Here is a 17,831-nt window from a genome sequence, read left to right on the forward strand (position 1 = left end):
ACGATTGAAAGATAAGCGTGCCAAATGGATTCAGCGGTTATTATATGTAAAAGGTCAGACTTTCACCATCGCCAGACACAGGAGCACATTCCGACATGATTTTGTTATCCACGCCGCGGCTGATCATGCAGCCCATCCAGGCTGACGACTGGGCATTTTTCTTGCGGCTGTATCAGACCCCGGACGTCATGCGTTTTATCGGCGATATCGAAACCCATGCACAGGTTCATAGCCGTTTTGAACAACGTCTTGGTCACTGGGATCGCTACAGTGATTTCTGGCTGTGCCTGCTGATCCGCGAAAAAGACACCGGCGCGGCGGTGGGACTGACCGGATTTTTCCCGGACTGGCGGCCCTATAAACAGGGCGAAGTCGGATTCATTCTGGCGCCTGAACATCAGCGCAAAGGTTATGCAGCGGAATCCCTGCGCGAAGTGCTGAACTTTGCGTTTGACCAGTGTGGTTTTCACCGTCTGCAGGCCAACGTGCTTGAAGGCAACGACGCTTCGCGCCGTGTGCTGGAAAAATGCGGATTCCTCATGGAAGGCCGTTTACGGGACAGCTACCGGATCGGCGACGAGTGGAAAAACGACTGGCTGCTGGGGCTGCTGGCGAGCGATCCGCGTCCGCAGTAAAAAAATAATGCGCAGTATCTCGACAGCCATTTTCCTCTGCGTTATGTTCGTAGAAGGCCGTTACGCGGCCAGCGTCGCTCGGACGGTCCGGGCGCTTACGTATCCCAGAGGAAATTATGGCTGATTCCAGTTCACCCCGTCGTTTTTCACGTATTGATCGTCTTCCCCCTTATGTTTTCAACATTACCGCTGAACTGAAAATGGCCGCACGCCATCGTGGCGAAGACATTATCGATTTTAGTATGGGTAACCCCGACGGCCCGACACCGCCGCACATTGTGGAAAAACTGGTGCAGGTTGCGCAGCGTGAAGACACGCACGGTTACTCGACCTCACGCGGCATTCCGCGTCTGCGTCGTGCGATTTCCCGCTGGTATGCCGATCGTTATCAGGTAGAGATCGACCCTGAAAGTGAAGCTATCGTCACTATCGGTTCGAAAGAAGGGCTGGCACATCTGATGCTGGCGACGCTCGATCACGGCGACACCGTTCTGGTGCCCAACCCAAGTTATCCGATCCACATTTATGGTGCCGTGATTGCCGGTGCGCAGGTGCGTTCTGTGCCGCTGGCTGAAGGTGTGGATTTCTTTGCCGAGCTGGAAAAAGCCATTCGCGAAACCATTCCGCGGCCGAAAATGATGATCCTCGGCTTCCCGTCCAACCCGACGGCGCAGTGCGTGGAGCTGGATTTCTTCGAGCGCGTGGTGGCACTGGCTAAGCAATACAACGTGCTGGTGATCCACGATCTGGCGTATGCCGACATCGTATACGACGGCTGGAAAGCGCCGTCAATCATGCAGGTGCCGGGTGCAAAAGACATTGCGGTGGAATTCTTCACGCTGTCGAAAAGTTACAACATGGCGGGCTGGCGCATCGGTTTTATGGTCGGTAATCCTGAACTGGTCAGCGCGCTGGCGCGTATCAAAAGTTATCACGATTACGGCACCTTCACGCCGTTGCAGGTGGCGGCCATCGCGGCGCTGGAAGGGGATCAGCAATGCGTGAAAGACATTGCCGAGCAATATCGCCAGCGCCGTAACGTGCTGGTACGCGGGCTGCATGAAGCGGGCTGGATGGTGGAAAATCCGAAAGCGTCGATGTATGTCTGGGCAAAAATTCCGCCTGCATATGCGCATTTAGGGTCACTGGAATTCGCCAAACGTCTGCTGGCCGACGCTAAAGTTTGTGTGTCGCCGGGCATTGGTTTTGGTGATTACGGCGATACCCATGTGCGTTTCGCCCTGATCGAGAATCAGGACAGGATCCGCCAGGCGGTGCGCGGCATCAAAGCGATGTTCCGGGCAGACGGTTTGCTGCCACCGAAAAAAACGGCGGGTGAACCGCCTGTGGAGCCGGAACAGGCCGTTAACGAATAATATTCTGATGCGCTAAAAGCGATAAATGAAAGCCAGTCATTCAGATGACTGGCTTTTTTGTTTTTATGCGGCCGGTTTGTTCAGCGAATATCGGCAGGCGAACAGCCAAAACGCTCTTTGAAGCGCAGGGAAAAACGCGAGCTGGCCCGATAACCGCAGGCATCCGCGATTTGCGAAAGATTCCAGCGCGTGGTTTGCAGCAGGGTGATCGCATGATGCATGCGGATATCCTGCAACAACGTGCGAAAACTGATTTGCTCTTCCACCAGACGCCTTCTCAGCGTGGCTTCGCTCATCGCCAGTTGCTGGCTGGCGCTGGCGGCCGTCCAGGCAAATTCCGGCGCGGCCGCCAGCAGGGCGGTAAGACGTGTACCGAGCGGTTCTGCGGCGCGCGGCATAAACAATATGCGGCGTTCTGCCAGCGCGATAAGTACGGCGGTAAGACGATTTCGCTGCACTGTATGACTGGCCGGATTGCCGATCCCGCGCAGGCAAAAATCGAGCGTATCGCGTAATTCGTCATCCAGCGGGAGAGTTTCAAACCCGTTCAGCGGCGACAGCGCAGTCAGAAGCCGGGCGTTATCGCGATAAAATTCCGCTACCAGCGCAGGTGAAAACCCCAGATACAGCGACGAGAAAAAACCGTTTGCCGCGTCCGGCGTTTTACTGACGTGCGCCAGCGTATGCTGCGACACCACGATCAGATGTTCCGAATTCCCAAGCTGCACCGACGTGCCGTTTTCATGGCGCAGCGCCAGCTGACCAGAATTTACCCGCAGCAGCGAAGGCTCAAAAAAACGAAAATTCGACACCTGATGAGGCTGTTGCAGATAAGGCTCGGCCCGTGAAAAAAGCCGGTCATGACTGACCGGCAATTTATTTGGCAAAAGACTCACGGCGTGACTGTGCTGCTCAGAGGACATGGTTTCTCCTGCCTGCGGACTTTAATCCAGATTGGGATTTAACGTGTAGGTGCCGGTCAGGCTGGCCTGCGCCAGAACGTGACCTTCGATGGCCTGCAACACATCCGGGCCAAAGAATTTATCCTGCAAATCCAGTTTTTCAATGTCCAGCGCATACAGCGTAAATACGTAGTCATGCACCCGTTCATCGTTCCACGGCGGGCACGCGCCGTCGTAACCGTAATAGTCGCCGCCCATGTTTTCATCATCGCCAAACCATGCGGTATAGCCGTTGATGCCATGACGCATTCCGGCACTGGCGGGCAGCGCGGGTTTGCCGTGCGGCGTCACGCTGTTGCTGTGACTGCCTGCGGCGATTTCGCGAGCATCTGCCGGAATATCCACCAGCAGCCAGTGGAATAAATCGATGCGCGGCAGCGAAGCTGGCACCACTTTGCCTTCCTGATTCACGTCGTCCGGGCGGCCTGGTACGTGCGGATCCACACACACCAGCACAAACGAACGGGTATTTTCCGGCACATCACTCCACGCCAGGTGCGGGTTCTTATTATCGGAAAGTGCAATGTGGTTTTGGGTATCTTTCACGGCAAATGAAAACTCACCCGGGATAGGTGCACCGTTCTCAAAACTCTGGCTAATCAATTTCATCGTAAACTCCGCATCAGACAATGCTATTTCAGTGTGCGTTGATTATAAAGAGCGGTGCGGACAGGCAGGGAACATCACCGGTCAAATTATTCACTTTTCCTGTCATTATGAGCGGAAAGGTGAATGTCTGCCGCGTTTAATCCCTGTTGCGGGTATATCCACAAAGTCTGCGCAATTCCTTTCTATACTAAGGGCAATATTCCTGTTTTCCACACGTTATCCTCCGGCGAGGAAATTACTCATGAAAACCCGTTATTCGCTGTCGCAGATCAGCCTGCACTGGGCAACGTTACTGATGATTATTCTGACCTACACGGCGATGCTGACCCGTGATTATTTCCCTGAAGATAATCAGCCGCTGGTGCGTTTGCTGCATTTTAATTTCGGGATTTGTGTCTGGTTGCTGATGTTTGTGCGCATTTTCCTGCGGACCCGCCATGCGACACCGGCGATCACGCCGCCCGTGCCGCGCTGGCAAAAAACCGCGTCCCATGCAGTGCATGGGGTGTTATATCTGCTGTTTCTGTCGTTGCCGGTGCTGGGGATTTTGACGCTGGAGTTTGGCGGGCGGGAGTGGTTTTTATTCGGCTGGCCGGTGCCACAGTTTGTGACGCCGGATCCCGATGTACGCCGCACGGTGAAAACGGCGCATGAATTCCTGGCAAACTGCGGTTATTACCTGATTGGCCTGCACGCGCTGGCAGCGATTTATCATCATTACTTGCGCAAAGATGACACCTTACTGCGCATGATGCCGGGAAAATAAAGCGGGATTCACCGGCAGAAATCTGCCGGTGAAGGGGAGGCGGTTATTCTTCGTCGTGTTTGTAATGAATGACCCGGCGTTTACCGTCAATCTGTACGTCAGCCCATTTACGCGTTACCGGTTTGACCTCGCCGTTGCGCAGGGCAGTGATCAGCGCAGGGTTATCCTTTTCTTCATACAGATAAAGTTCTCCCGTTTGCGCCCATTTCCCGGCCTGTCTGGCGTAAATACGGCAGTTGACGGAAGGCGTATCCAGCGTATTACAGAGGAAAACTTCTTTCTGCCGGTCGTTGTTTAAATCCAGCGTATTGACGATACACGCGCCCTGCAGGCTGTGACAGTCGCGCAGTGTGTTGCGGTATTCATCCAGCTGCGGCAGGTTTTTCCACCAGGTGTCGTCGGGGGATACCGCGCCTTTCGCGAGCTGAATCATCTTCTTAGCATCTTCCACGCGATAATTTTCCGCCAGTGCAGCATGCTCTTTATCATCGTAAGCGCCCCAGCGTGATGTCTGCGCGATCATATTTTTCAGTGTGACCTGCAGGCGCGGATCGGCAGTAAACGCGGGGTGTTGTTGCAGCGCTGTCAGCGCCTCGTTGCCACGGCGACCGGTATCGAAACGCAGCATCTTCAGATCGAAATCCTTCGCCTGCGTTTTGCCGCTGTCGAGTCGCGCAATCTGATTGTTGACGCTGATACGGTAAGGATCGAGCAGCGGGCTGTTGGCCGTCATCACCAGAATGACCACCAGCAGCGACAACGGCTTATTGAATTGGGTAATACGCGGCAGCCAGTCCGGGCGTTTATCGATCACCGAAAAACTGTAGCAAAGGGCGGCGATCAGCGTCACGCTGATCACCAGCACCGCCCACAGACGTTGCGGCGTCCAGCCGTATTGCGAAACGCGCAGGCCGGTGGAATACAGCGCCAGCACGGCATACACCGGCAGCAGTAAAATCGCCGCATTCACCAGCAAACGGATCGCCCGCGGATACGGTTTTTCAGCGTGATCGGTTTCGCGTACCACGTTAACCAGCAGCAGAATGCCGAGCGCCATGGTGGTCAGCAAACTGGCTGCGGACCAGGCTTGCGATAACACCGTCAGGCCGGTGAACGGCAGGGCGAACAGAAAAATCAGCGCAACGAACGCCACCAGCGGCAGCAGGCCTTTGAGAATAAAACGGATGATATTGCGGGTGGTATTCATCAGCGCCGGTTGCGTGCGGCAGGTGACGATACTGATGCCCAGCAGCAGGCCGAACACCAGATGCATAAACAGCGGCGTATCGAAAAACAGCTCATGGAAATATTCAATGCCGATCACCCGGAACAGCCCGGCACATAATGCCATCACGCCAACGGCCAGCAGCATCATCAGCAACGTCAGCATGGCGCACAGCGTATTCTGGCTGTAGCAGGCGGAAAGGTTGGCGTAACGGTAACGGCTTTCTGCCGGGAACGCCTGCACCTGTAGCCACGGCAAAACAAAAAAGACCAGCAGCGTCAGCGACAGGTTAAACGGCACCATCACGCTGTCCCCGGACGTTGCCGCGATATTGCTTTTCGCCCAGGCTGCCATGCCCGCCAGTAACAGGATGAGTAACCCCGTTCCGCCCCAGAACCGGCGATCACCAGGCTGTACTACTGACAGAGAAATCAGCACCGGTAATGTTAATGCCATAGTCTGGCCGTAAATATTATGAGAGAACCCGGCATATCTGATGGCCGCGTGATCTGAAAAGAAGTAATACAGCAGGAACCCCTGCAACAGGCAAATCGCAAGGATTAACCAGCGGGTGGGAACGGGCAGAGGCGGCATCGCGCGACCTGCTCTGTTGAACTGAGACATCCGTGACTCTCCGAAAGTGTAAGAGGACATGTTGTTAAAAACGCATGCCAGTGTAGAGGGTTCCGGCTTCCGGTGCAGAAAACTCTTCACCTGAGCGGCCTCAGCGTTTTGTGAGCGACCCTTCATAACTGGCAAAATCAGCGGCAGTCACTAGGCTTATGGACTGGATGGAGAATTTCGAGGTGAAAATGGCAGAACATGAACTGAAAGAAAAGCGCATTGAAATTGTTAAGAATTTCTACGCCAAACTGGATCAGGCAGATGCCTCTTTACTGGATCTCTTTGCTGAAGATGTGGTGCTGTTTTTTCCGAAATTTGGCACTGCGCAGGGAAAGTCTTCACTGGGGGAACTGGGTAAACGCTTTGCGCTTGAAATCGACAAGATCCAACATATTCAGAACGCTTTCCGCTTTCTGAGTGACGGAGATGCCATTGTGCTGGAAGGGCAGATGCGCGGCGTGATGCAAAACGGTGACCGCTGGCCGACGTCCGAAGTCGGCAGCCATCATTTCTGCACTGTCTTTGTCTTTGAAGATTTGCTGATCAAACGGCTGAGCATTTATCTCGATCCGGACTTTAATCTTGAGGATAAAAAGCGGGTGAATAATTACCGGCAGGTGATGAAAAGCGAGGAAAGCAAAACCTGAGATTGTCGGATAAAAAAAGAAGGGAAACCGTTTCAACCCACGGTTCCCCTTCGCCAACTGCCTCTCATCAGGATTCGGCAGGGACAATGTTGTTCTTATAGCGTTGCAGAATGGGTGAGTTGATCTCCGACGGGTTTTGCAACTGCCACAGGTTACGTTCGATACCGTCATTCACCAGATAAATCACGCCGGATTCAATCGCCGACATCAGGCATAACATCACAGGCTCATTGGTGGTGTAGCCCAGTTCGCCTTCCAGCAACCGCTGATAATCGATAAAGCGGAACACCCCGGCCTGCACTTCATACGACAAAATCGTTTTGCTGGTATTTACGGAAGATAAAACCTCGCCGGTATTAACGTCGACAGCGCGCAGGTTCACGGCTAACTGATCCAGCTGGTATTGCGTACTGGCACCGATACCGAAATACCGCGCCCCCCCGCCCCCAGATTTCACATTACTTTCGTAACCGATTATCGAGCCTTCAATCAGAATATTCGCTGCTACCAGCGAGGAAAGTGGCCGCTGATTATTGATCGCGACACTGCCATTTTCCTGCGCGGCACGGATAATTTTGCGTTCGTTCAGCAGGTTTTGCAGCCCCTGACGTTCCAGCGGGATAAACCATTTTGAATCTTTGAGTGCCGATACCAGCATCGCCGTGGCGCTTTGTGGCACGGCGGTCGAGAAGTTACTGGCCGGATACGGTTTGAACTGCCCCGTTTCATCCTGAATGTTATAGACCGACACAAAAATCCGGCCCTGCGGCGAAGGCAAATGCGTCAGATCGGTATAGCTTGGCGCCCGGGGCAATAATGTCGGTCTTGCGGCTTCTTTCGGTGCTGCTGTGAGGCACCCGCTCAACACAAAAACTGCGATGAGTAATAAATAGCTGCGCATGATGTCGTTCCTGTTTTTATTGGTCGTCGGAATCAGTTGGTGGTGGCGGACAAACCCTGAACCTGAATAGTGGAAATTTTACCGGTCTTGCGGTCAGTGACATTCATCACCAGCTGTCCGTCGGTATTCTGGATATCCACGATAAAGTCCTGTGTTACCAGTCTCCCCGGTTTTCCCTGATTGACGTTGCCCATCAGGCTGCCCAGCAATTGTGACTGAATTGAGGCGGTGAAATTGTCCAGTGCAGACGTCGAGGTGGACCCGAAGTCATACGCATCGGGGTCTTTATAGGAGTTTTGCGCCTGAGCTTCGTTGAGCAGAAACGCGCCATTATTCGGGTTGCCGCCGAAATTCGGGTTGATGAACTGGAAAACCATATTGCCGCCCCAGGAAACCGGGGACGCCGTCAGCAATGCCAGCAGCATGACTGAACGCGAAGCTGAGACTGGAATATTCACGATGCTCTCCTTAAGAGGCTGTGCATTAAAATTCGTCATGGGCGAGATCCCCGGTGCCCAGTAACGCTTTGTCTAATTGCCGCCGTGATAACGCTTCGGTTACACCGGCAATGGCGGTATCGACGTCCTTATTAAAATTGCGCCGGTTGGGAAACAGCAAAGTCTGATACAGGGTGTCCTGACCTATTTTTATGGTGATCCAGCTCCCCCAGCGGGCGCTGGGCCTTTCTGAAATGGTGATGGTTTCCGGGTAGTTCTGTTCCCATTTGCCGGTAAAGCCACGGTAAAAATCGTGGCCGACCGATGTCACGGTTCTGTCGGTGATAAGCCCCGGGTCTTTTATATCCGCAGCCTGAACATGCAGGCAGGTGGCGCATAACAGCGCCAGCCAGAGCCAGAAGCCCTTTATGCAAATAGTCATGATGTCAGCGCTTGAGATTGTCATTCGCCCAGGACGCCGCCTGGGTACGGTTTTTAACCGAGATTTTTCTAAATAAATTATAGAGATGCGTCTTGACGGTGTTCTCGCTGATAAACAGCAAACGCGCGATTTCCGTGTTCGAGGCGCCCACACGTAACTTATTGAGGATCTCTTTTTCACGATGGGTCAGGCCGGTTTCTTCTGAGTGAAGATGACGGAAAGCACCGGACTGATTGATCAGGTAACTGGCGAAGCCCTGAGAGAAGTAACATTCTCCGCGGATCACGCTTCTGATCCCTTCCACCAGATGTTCTTCGTCAGTGGAGAGATAAAAAACGGCGCTGATCCCCGGCCAGGTTTCAATTTCCCGAAAATGATAATTATCAGGTGTGTTTAATAATAATAACTTCACGTTGTCGTGATAGCGGTTAATAGCGGTTTGCCACAGTTCAATTGTCCGGCGATCGGCTTCCATCATATCGAAGAGAATTAATGCCTGTTGAAGCGCCTGATCCTCAAGTGATTTATGGATATTATGCAGCCGGGTATTGACACAAAGTTGCTGTTTTAATTGTTGCAATAAAGCACTGGCTTGTAATGATGGTTTGGTCACTAATAAAAGAATATTATTATTGATTGCTGCTTCATTACTCATAATGAAACCCTGCCCTGATTTTTATAGCCACAGTCTGCCACTGCCTGAATATTGAAAAGGCACGGAATAGACTGAGATTTTATTTTGCTAAATCTATAGCTGTATGTTTGCTGTGCATATCTGAAAGTAGCAAATATTCACAACCTGAGGCACATAATATTTTCAGGTGGTTTATGTGCGGTACTGACTCAATTTAGCTTTTGGTTTACCTTACGCAAGGCTTATTTATGTTTCAAAATGTAACTGAAAATGTATAAAGCTTTCCTTATGTATTCCGGGAAATTAAATTCCGCCCTATTAAAGAGGGCTTAAGTAATAAATTTACACTATCTTAACGTTTGGCCTTGTTAAGACAGCATATTTGTCAGATAGCGCTGCGAATTAAGGGGGCTCAAACACCAGCCGGCTGCGTATTTCGCCTTAAATAACTCAAACTGGTTTATCTTTTCGTATTGATTTTACTTAGGTGAGCACATCTGCAGGCTTCTTTATGCCCTGTTAAACCGCGCCGCAAGGCAGCGGGAAGGCATTTTTAAGCGACTGTTAAGGGGTGGAAATGTGCGGGGGATCTCTTTTAGGGCTGTTTTAGTTTCAGAGAGAATTAAGAATAGTTGCATTTGTGTGATTATTTAAAACGGTTTGCTCTGTAACTTTAGGATTAATGCCATGGGTTGATTAGCCGTGCTGACCTTTTACTGAGACGCGCTGGTCAATCCGTATGATAAATACCGCCTCATGCTTTTTGATGACGTCTGAAATTAAAATACGACGAGCGGGTGAGTTCCTTATTTTGAGCAAACACCATAATCAATTCGTCAGCAGCAATTAGCCGGTAAGCAAAGTGTGGTGCCGGTATATACAGGGTGACGAAATGAAAAAGACTTTATTGACCCTGGCGTTACTTTCAACCTCCTGGGGCATTCATGCACAGCAATTTGATATGGCCTATCCGGAAATGAATTCTGAGGTGCCGGATCAGATTTTTGCTGGCGTAAGGAATTCATCGGGGAATTCGTCAGTGATTTATCAGAACGGTAATAACAATCTGGCCACCACTTATCAGACGGGTTCTGGAAATTCCGGCGTTATCCGTCAGTCCGGGTCAGAGAATACTGCGCTGGTGAATCAGCGAGGTAATGGAAATAACGCGGATATATCCCAAAGCGGCAGTGATAATTTCGCCTACGTATCGCAAACCGGTGGCGGGGATGCATCCATTACGCAACAGAATTTTGGCAATACCGCATACATTCTGCAAAAAGGCCGGAGTGTGACGGAAATTCGCCAGAATGGTACGAACCAGAGCAGCGGCGTCGTGCAAAATTCGTCAGGAATGGCGATTAGAGTGACACAGCATTAACACACCAAACATCCGATATTAAACCAATGGGGTAGCATCATGAAACTTTGGAAAATTGTGGCAGTCTCCGCTTTAGTCGTCAGTGGCAGTGCATTTGCAACCAGTCCTGGTCATGGCGGGGGTGGCTCTGACCACGGTCATAATCCACCTTCATCAACTGTGCCGACATTCACTGCCACTCAGTGGAATTCTGAAATTCAGATTTACCAGCAGGGCACGGCAAACCTGGCGAATGCCACTCAATCTGGCGCACAAAAATCGCTGACCGCAATCAGTCAGGATGGCTACAGAAATAGCGCCGGGACGACTCAGACCGGTGATGGCAGCCTGATCAGTGTGGTACAAAAAGGTGAATACAACGGCGCTAACGTTTCTCAGAGCGCTAACGGCAGCAAAGTGCTCGTGTCCCAGAACGGTTCAGGCAACTATGCCCAGGCTTCACAAGGTGCCAATGGATCTCTGACCAGCATTACTCAGGTCGGTACCGCGAACCTGGCCTACGCGTCACAAAACTGATTAGTGTTCCCTCCCCTGCGAAGGGGAGGAGTAAAGCAGAACAGGGCACTAGCCCTGTTTTTTTTCGACGGAACCCTGAGGATAAACGCTATGCACTTACTGCTGATCGCCGCCGTGATGTCCAACCAGCTTTGGTTTGATACGCACAACGAGGCGCAGAATTATGTTATTACCCCGATGGTCAGTCTCACCAAAGCCTGTTCCTGTCAGGTGGCGGTTTCTGTTTTGCAGGAAAGCACCGCAGGCACCAGCACCAGCCGCCAGAGCCACAATGTGAATCTTTCCGCCAATCAGCCACAGCCTCTGGGACAGATGCGTTTTGCCGTCCAGCCCGGCGGGAAAACACAAATTATGATAACCATTACAGACGGCGACAAACTGCGTCTGGAAAAGCAGCTTACCTTGCCGAATGACGCCTGATACCGGGCGGATCACACCGCCAGATTGTCATAGCCTTTGCGGCGATAATTAAGGACAGAGATGCCCCAGAACACGACGAAAATCGCCACAGCCGCATAGCCGACGCTGCCCATATTCTCATTCAGGCGTTCGACAACCGCCCATATTCCGCCGTGTAAATCCAGTTTATCGGCCATCAGTCCGAGTGCTTCCAGGCCGCCGATAAACAGAGCGATCATCACGCTGGTGGCTGTAATCGTCATGTTGTAATAGAGCTTTCGCACCGGTTTATCGAACGCCCAGCCGTAAGCGCCGACCATGACAAAGTTATCCAGCGAATCGACCAGTGCCATGCCGCTGGCGAACAACGCCGGAAATACCAGAATGCTCCATACGGACATGCCGGAAGAGGCCCCCGCAGCGGAAATCCCCAACAGGCCAATTTCCGTGGCGGTATCAAAACCCAGCCCGAACAAAAATCCCACCAGATACATCTGCCAGCTTTTATTCACCAGATTAAATGCAAAGCTGAATAACCGGCTCATCACACCTCCCTGCATCGCGTGGGTTTCTCCGGCGTCCGGAAAGCTTTTGCCCTGTTTGATCTTCTGAAAACGGCGGTAAACATCGCGCAGGATCAGCGCATTCAGCAGGGCCATCATCAGTAAAAACAGTGCGGAAACCATCGTGCCGATGGTGCTGCCATAATCGTGCAACCAGCCAATTTTGTTGCCAAACATCAGTGACGTTGCGGCGATCGCCACGCAGGCCAGTACCACAATGCTGGAATGTCCGAGGGAGAAAAATGCCCCGACGGCCACCGGACGCTGACCCTGTTGCATCAGCTTGCGGGTAACGTTATCGATAGCTGCAATATGATCGGCATCGACGGCATGACGCAGCCCGTAACCGTAAGCCAGCAAGGCCGCCGCCACCAGCGCCGCATTGTGGCGAAACACCACCAGTGCCCAGCCCCAGGCCAGTAAATTGATTGCCAGCAGCCCGATCAGCAGCCAGAAAGCACGACGGTGCGTGTGAAAAAAATCACGGTTAATCATGGGAGTCCTTGTTGTTAAAACCAGAAGAAAATTGCAGACGGGCGCAGGCGATAACGGCCTGACCCAAAGCCAGCCCGCCGTCTCCGGCGGGCACGTTTTGCGGCATCAGCACGCGAAGGGGGGCTAAATAATGATGTAAAAGCTGGCGCAGCAGGCGGTTGTGCAGCACGCCGCCACCCAGTGCGACCGTGCGGGTGCCGGTTCTCACCGCGTGGTAGCAGGCGAGGGCGGCAAAGCCTTGCGCCAGCGCGTCGTGAAAAGCGAAAGCCCGTGCGGCAGGCGTGGCATTCCAGCCGAGCCATTGCTGCCAGAACGTCGCTAAATCCAGAAAAGTGCCCGACGGCGTATGCCGCAGTGGCATCGTGACCGGATGCGAAATACCCTGTGCACGTTGTGCCAGCGCTTCCAGACGGCATGCCGCTTCGCCTTCCCAGCTCAGTTGCGCAGGCGTACAGCCGAGTGCGGCGGCGACGGCATCAAACAAGCGCCCGCAGGAAGACGCCAGCGGGGCATTAATCCCGGCGGTGATGGCTCTGGAGAGCGGCAACCACGGATATGCCTGCAACACCTTTGCCTCCGGGCGTGTCTGCCAGTCCGGCACAAACGCCTGCCACTGCGCCAGCAAATTTCGCCACGGTTCCCGCGCGGCCCGGTCGCCACCCGGCAGCGCAACGGCAGGCAATCCGCCTAAATGTTCACAGTGCAGATAATCCACCTGTAAACACTCACCGCCCCACAGGGCACCGGTTTTATCGTCAGCAATACCATAACCCAGCCCGTCAAGCGCCAGCCCGATGACCTTGCTGCCATCCAGCGGCCAGTGATGTTCCGCCAGACACGCGGTGATATGGGCGTGATGATGAAGAACATCAATCATGCGTACACCGTGACTTTCCGCCTGCACATGACTGATATACGCCGGATGTGCATCACGGGCCACCGCCAGCGGCATACAGTCATAAAGGTGCTGAAAATGTTCAATCGCCTGCTGCTGCTGTCCGGCAATATCGCTGCGGGTGAGTGACCCGAAATGTGCGCTGAGAATCGCCTGATCACCGCGCACCAGACAGAAGGTATTTTTGAGGTCACCGCCCAGTGCCAGCAGCGACGGCTGGGCATCGAATCCGTCAGGCAACGTAAAAGCATCGGGCACATAGCCGCGTGCGCGGCGCAGCATTTCAGTACCGTGCGGCGTCACACGCAGCAGCGAATCATCGGCGCGCTGGACGATATCGCGGTTATGCAACAGCCACATGTCTGCAATGCCATCGAGTTGCAACAGCGCAGCCGCATTAGTCAGCACGGGGGCACAACCGTTCGCATTTCCGGAGGTCATCACCAGCGGGGTATCCACTGCCTGCATCAGCAAATGATGCAGCGGGGTAAACGGCAGCATCAGTCCGACTTCGTCCAGTTCCGGCGCGATTGCCGCGCACAGCGGCGACATCGCGCTTTTCGTTGCCAGTACGATGGGCGCGGCCGGTGACTCCAGCATTTCGCGCAGTGCAAATGGCGGGCTTTCATCGCTGCATTCTGCCAGCCAGCCGATGTCCGGCAGCATCACCGCCAGCGGTTTTGACGGACGCTGTTTACGTTCGCGCAGCCGCATCACCGCGTTTTGCTGCGTGGCATCGCAGGCCAGATGAAAGCCTCCCAGCCCTTTAATAGCGACGATTTTACCCGCGCGTAATGCTGCAACCGCGTATTCCAGCGCCGCATCTCCTTGCGCCAGCATGTCGCCATTTTGCAACGTCGCGCTGACCTGCGGCCCGCACTGCGGGCAGGCGACCGGCTGCGCGTGAAACCGCCGGTCGGCGGGGTTCTGATATTCCTGCTGACAGTGCGGACACAATGTAAATTCCGCCATGCTGGTGGAAGGGCGGTCATAAGGCATGGCGCGGATCAGTGTAAAACGCGGGCCGCAATGTGTGCAGTTGGTGAAGGCGTAGCCGAAACGACGATCACCCGGGCGGGTGATGTCTTTCAGGCATTCCGGGCAGGTTGCCGCGTCGGGCACCACCTGCGTATCCATCCGGCTGTGACGGCTGTCAGCGATAGTGAAATTTTGCGGAAGCGTCTGCCAGTCGAAAGGATTGAAGCTGATGCTGTCGATGCGCGCCAGCGGCGGGCAGTCGCGCTGTAATTGTTCAATAAAAAGTTCGAGATTGACCGGCTGAAGCAGCCTGATTTCCACACCCGCGCTGTCATTACACACTTCCCCCCGGAGCTGCAGACGGTCGGCCAGTTGCCAGATAAAAGGTCGGAAACCGACGCCCTGGACTTTGCCGCAGACGCGAATGAGCAGACCGGAATCAGACATAAATACCTCTTAAATCTCAGGGGAGTTTTGCTCCTCCCCCTGCGAAGGGGGAGGAGCTTAAAAACTAAACCTCAACCACCGGGATCACATCTTCCACGGCGCTGCGCAGGCGCGCTTTCATGTCGCTGTAAGTCTGATGAGCGTAGTTCTCTGCCCAGCGCTGATCGGCGATCTGCTCGACTTTCACCGCGCAGTATTTGGTTTCCGGCGTTTTGGAAATCGGGTCGAGATTGTCCTGGGTCAGTTCATTACAGGCACCGATCCACCACTGATACGTCATGTACACCGCACCCGGGTTGATACGTTCGTTGTAGTTGGCGCGGGAAATGACTTTGCCACGGCGTGATGCCACCCAGACCAGTTGCTGATCACGGATACCCAGCGCCTGGGCGTCCACCGGGTGCATCTGCACGAAGCCCGGTTCATCAGCCAGCGTTTGCAATGCCGCACAGTTACCGGTCATTGAACGGCAGGAGTAGTGACCGACTTCACGCACGGTACACAACACCAGCGGATAATCGCCGTCCGGCACTTCAGCCGGTGCGCGCCACGGTGCGGCAAACAACTGGCCTTTACCGGTCGGGGTATCGAAGTGATTGTCGGCATACAGATATGGCGTCCCCGGGCTTTCAAGCGTGGTACAAGGCCACTGCACGTGTCCCAGTTCGCCCATTTTTTCGTAGGTGGCGCCGTAAAACAGCGGACACAGGCTGCGCATTTCGTCCCAGATTTCCTGGTTATCGTTGTAATGCATCGGATAACCCATTTCGGTCGCCAGCAGGCTGATAATGTCCCAGTCGCGCTTGACGTTATATTTTGGTTCGATGGCTTTCTCGAAGCGCTGGAAGCCACGGTCTGCGCAGGAGAAGACACCGCCGTGTTCGCCCCAGGAAGTGGCCGGTAAAATCACGTCGGCCTGCTCGGCGGTTTTGGTCATGAAGATGTCCTGAACCACCACGAATTCCAGTGCTTCAAAGCCTTTGCGCACCAGACCTAAATCGGCTTCGGTCTGCAACGGATCTTCACCCATGATGTAATAGGCTTTAACTTTGCCTTCAAGGGCCAGATGCGGGATTTCCGTGATACGGTGACCGACTTCGGTGTCCATCTGATTCACGTCAATGCCCCAGGCATCGGCGAATTTCGCGCGAACTTTCGGATCAGTGACGGACTGATAGCCCGGGAATTCATTCGGCAGCACGCCCATATCACAGGCACCCTGCACATTATTCTGACCGCGTACCGGTCCGACGCCGACGTTGGCGCGGCCAAGATTACCGGTCAGCAAAGCCAGCCCTGCCAGACCTTTTACCACGTCAACCGCCTGACCAAACTGGGTGACGCCCATGCCCCACATGATGGTGGCTGAAGGTGCAGCGGCGTAAGTGCGCATCGCCTGACGGATTTGCTGCGCAGAAACACCGGTCTGTTCTGCCACGGCTTCCGGTGAGTAATCCGCCACATTTTTGCGGTATTCCTCAAAGCCTTCGGTGTATTTCGCGACATAGTCATGGTCATACAGATCTTCTTCGATCAACACGTGGGCAAAGGCATTTACCAGCGCCATGTTGCAGCCGTTTTTGATTTGCAGATGCTGATCGGCAATACGTGCGGTTTCGATGCGGCGGGGGTCGCAGACGATGATCTGCGCGCCTTTTTCTTTCGCTTTGATCACACGGCGCGCGACGATGGGATGGGAATCCGCGCAGTTATAGCCGAACACCAGCAGACATTTTGAGTTTTCGATATCGCCGATGGAATTACTCATCGCGCCGTTACCGAGCGTGGCCTGCAAACCGGCCACCGACGGGCCGTGACACACGCGGGCGCAGCAGTCGACGTTATTGGTGCCGATCACTGCACGGGCAAATTTCTGCATCACATAGTTGGTTTCATTGCCGGTCCCGCGGGAAGAACCGGTGGTCATAATGGAACGCGGGCCGTGTTTTTGTTTAATGTCTTTCAGGCGCTGTGCGGTGTAACGGATGGCTTCATCCCAGCTGACGGCTTCGAATTTTCCGCCTTTCTGGCGGCGGATGAGCGGCTGGGTCAGGCGCGGGGTCAGCAGTTTGGTGTCATTGAGAAAATCCCAGCCGTAATAGCCTTTCAGGCACAGTTCGCCCTGATTGGTGACGCCGTTCGCGGCTTCCGCACGGATGATTTTTCCGTTATCTACAACCAGATTCAATTTACATCCGGCGCCGCAATACGGGCAGACAGTGGTGACTTTTTTCATGGTCTTGCTTCCTTAATCCGGGGTTAAAACAGCAACGGGGAGGTGCTGTCGAGCGCAGCGCGGCGGCGTTTTTCTGCGTTCATTTCCTGTAAGTGGTTACGGTCGATAGCGAAAAGTGCCTTGGTCGGGCAGATTTCCATACAGGCCGGGCCTTCAGCGCGGGTGTGGCACAGGTCGCATTTGTGCGCCTCGGCTTTATCCGAGGTGGTGACCATCGCCGCGCCGTTCTGGCGGAAAACGGGTTTGGTGACGACTTCCATGGCGCCGTACGGGCAGGCGACAACGCAGGTCTTACAGCCGATGCAGCGTTCCTGCATCACCTGTACATGATCTCCGGTGCGAAGAATGGCGCCGTTCGGACAGACGTTGGCACAGGGCGCATCTTCACACTGGCGACACATCACCGGTGTACTGAGATTGACACCTTTAATGACGTGCAGACGCGGTGCGAATGTCGCGGCGTTGAGCAGCGAAATATCCTGCGATTCACTGTGAGCCATCACGCAGGCAATTTCACAGGTACGACAGCCGATGCATTTTTTAGGGTCGGCGATGATAAACCGGTTCATTTTTCTCTCCAAATCCCCGTCGTCCTTGACATCGCAGGTGCGTTGGCTGCGTTCACTCGCCCGAATCACTGACTCATGTCAGCTCATCGGGACT

18 protein-coding genes are annotated in these 17,831 nt (G+C 53.9%); 7 read left to right on the top strand and 11 right to left on the bottom strand.

Going from position 1 to position 17,831, the window contains the following annotated elements; translation table 11 throughout:
* Positions 1-95: 95 nt before the first annotated feature.
* Positions 96-635, top strand: coding sequence for a GNAT family N-acetyltransferase (locus tag HGO41_RS01225; RefSeq protein ID WP_250980694.1), 540 nt, complete (start codon positions 96-98; stop codon positions 633-635).
* 116 nt (positions 636-751) lie between these two features.
* Positions 752-2,011 carry an alanine transaminase gene (gene alaC, locus HGO41_RS01230; RefSeq protein ID WP_112151252.1) on the top strand — a complete coding sequence of 420 codons (1,260 nt, stop codon included), beginning with the start codon at positions 752-754 and terminating at the stop codon, positions 2,009-2,011.
* 80 nt (positions 2,012-2,091) lie between these two features.
* On the opposite strand, the gene HGO41_RS01235 is transcribed toward alaC, so the two are convergent.
* Together HGO41_RS01235 and HGO41_RS01240 are read right to left on the bottom strand one after the other, a co-directional pair.
* Positions 2,092-2,934, bottom strand: a complete 843-nt coding sequence (locus HGO41_RS01235; protein ID WP_013574463.1) for a helix-turn-helix transcriptional regulator — start codon at positions 2,932-2,934, stop codon at positions 2,092-2,094.
* Between the two features lie 21 nt (positions 2,935-2,955).
* Positions 2,956-3,582, bottom strand: coding sequence for a YbhB/YbcL family Raf kinase inhibitor-like protein (locus HGO41_RS01240; protein ID WP_013574464.1), 627 nt, complete (start codon positions 3,580-3,582; stop codon positions 2,956-2,958).
* Positions 3,583-3,823: 241 nt separating this feature from the next.
* On the opposite strand from HGO41_RS01240, the gene HGO41_RS01245 reads away from it, so the two are divergent.
* Positions 3,824-4,348: a cytochrome b gene (locus HGO41_RS01245; RefSeq protein WP_250980695.1), complete on the top strand. Its 525-nt coding sequence runs from the start codon at positions 3,824-3,826 to the stop codon at positions 4,346-4,348.
* Positions 4,349-4,391: 43 nt separating this feature from the next.
* On the opposite strand, the gene HGO41_RS01250 is transcribed toward HGO41_RS01245, so the two are convergent.
* A complete protein-coding gene (locus HGO41_RS01250) occupies positions 4,392-6,197 on the bottom strand; it encodes a DUF4153 domain-containing protein (protein ID WP_250980696.1) in 1,806 nt (601 codons plus the stop codon).
* Between the two features lie 188 nt (positions 6,198-6,385).
* On the opposite strand from HGO41_RS01250, the gene HGO41_RS01255 reads away from it, so the two are divergent.
* On the top strand, positions 6,386-6,844 hold the full coding sequence (locus HGO41_RS01255; protein WP_013574467.1) for a nuclear transport factor 2 family protein: 459 nt from the start codon (positions 6,386-6,388) through the stop codon (positions 6,842-6,844).
* Positions 6,845-6,911: 67 nt separating this feature from the next.
* Here the strand turns inward: HGO41_RS01255 and csgG are convergent, their stop codons facing one another.
* Genes csgG through csgD form a run of 4 tightly spaced genes read right to left on the bottom strand, consistent with a single transcriptional unit; the run spans position 6,912 to position 9,279 of the window.
* Entirely contained in the window at positions 6,912-7,745 is an 834-nt protein-coding gene (gene csgG, locus HGO41_RS01260) for a curli production assembly/transport protein CsgG (protein ID WP_250980697.1), read from the bottom strand.
* A gap of 32 nt (positions 7,746-7,777) precedes the next feature.
* Positions 7,778-8,170: a curli production assembly/transport protein CsgF gene (gene csgF / locus HGO41_RS01265; RefSeq protein ID WP_369794818.1), complete on the bottom strand. Its 393-nt coding sequence runs from the start codon at positions 8,168-8,170 to the stop codon at positions 7,778-7,780.
* Positions 8,171-8,228: 58 nt separating this feature from the next.
* Positions 8,229-8,648, bottom strand: coding sequence for a curli production assembly/transport protein CsgE (gene csgE / locus HGO41_RS01270; protein WP_013574470.1), 420 nt, complete (start codon positions 8,646-8,648; stop codon positions 8,229-8,231).
* Positions 8,629-9,279 (bottom strand): biofilm master transcriptional regulator CsgD, encoded by a 651-nt coding sequence (gene csgD, locus HGO41_RS01275; protein ID WP_013574471.1) that lies wholly within the window; start codon positions 9,277-9,279, stop codon positions 8,629-8,631. The genes csgE and csgD overlap by 20 nt, the downstream gene beginning before the upstream one ends.
* A gap of 871 nt (positions 9,280-10,150) precedes the next feature.
* On the opposite strand from csgD, the gene HGO41_RS01280 reads away from it, so the two are divergent.
* From HGO41_RS01280 to csgC, 3 genes are all read left to right on the top strand, one after another.
* Positions 10,151-10,639: a curlin gene (locus tag HGO41_RS01280; protein ID WP_112151248.1), complete on the top strand. Its 489-nt coding sequence runs from the start codon at positions 10,151-10,153 to the stop codon at positions 10,637-10,639.
* 39 nt (positions 10,640-10,678) lie between these two features.
* Complete coding sequence (csgA, locus tag HGO41_RS01285) at positions 10,679-11,155, top strand: curli major subunit CsgA (protein WP_013574473.1); 477 nt, start codon at positions 10,679-10,681, stop codon at positions 11,153-11,155.
* A 90-nt stretch (positions 11,156-11,245) separates the two neighbouring features.
* On the top strand, positions 11,246-11,575 hold the full coding sequence (gene csgC / locus HGO41_RS01290) for a curli assembly chaperone CsgC (RefSeq protein ID WP_013574474.1): 330 nt from the start codon (positions 11,246-11,248) through the stop codon (positions 11,573-11,575).
* Between the two features lie 11 nt (positions 11,576-11,586).
* Here csgC and HGO41_RS01295 read toward each other — a convergent pair whose 3' ends face one another.
* The 4 genes from HGO41_RS01295 to hydN form a co-directional block, all read right to left on the bottom strand.
* Positions 11,587-12,612: a HoxN/HupN/NixA family nickel/cobalt transporter gene (locus HGO41_RS01295; RefSeq protein WP_112151246.1), complete on the bottom strand. Its 1,026-nt coding sequence runs from the start codon at positions 12,610-12,612 to the stop codon at positions 11,587-11,589.
* Positions 12,605-14,932, bottom strand: a complete 2,328-nt coding sequence (gene hypF / locus HGO41_RS01300; RefSeq protein WP_250980698.1) for a carbamoyltransferase HypF — start codon at positions 14,930-14,932, stop codon at positions 12,605-12,607. The genes HGO41_RS01295 and hypF overlap by 8 nt, the downstream gene beginning before the upstream one ends.
* Positions 14,933-14,996: 64 nt before the next feature.
* On the bottom strand, positions 14,997-17,168 hold the full coding sequence (fdhF, locus tag HGO41_RS01305; protein WP_015689505.1) for a formate dehydrogenase subunit alpha: 2,172 nt from the start codon (positions 17,166-17,168) through the stop codon (positions 14,997-14,999).
* A gap of 23 nt (positions 17,169-17,191) precedes the next feature.
* Positions 17,192-17,737: an electron transport protein HydN gene (gene hydN / locus HGO41_RS01310; protein WP_013574478.1), complete on the bottom strand. Its 546-nt coding sequence runs from the start codon at positions 17,735-17,737 to the stop codon at positions 17,192-17,194.
* Positions 17,738-17,831 lie beyond the last annotated feature (94 nt).

This window comes from Rahnella sp. CG8, assembly GCF_023701875.1.
Classification (GTDB): domain Bacteria; phylum Pseudomonadota; class Gammaproteobacteria; order Enterobacterales; family Enterobacteriaceae; genus Rahnella; species Rahnella aceris.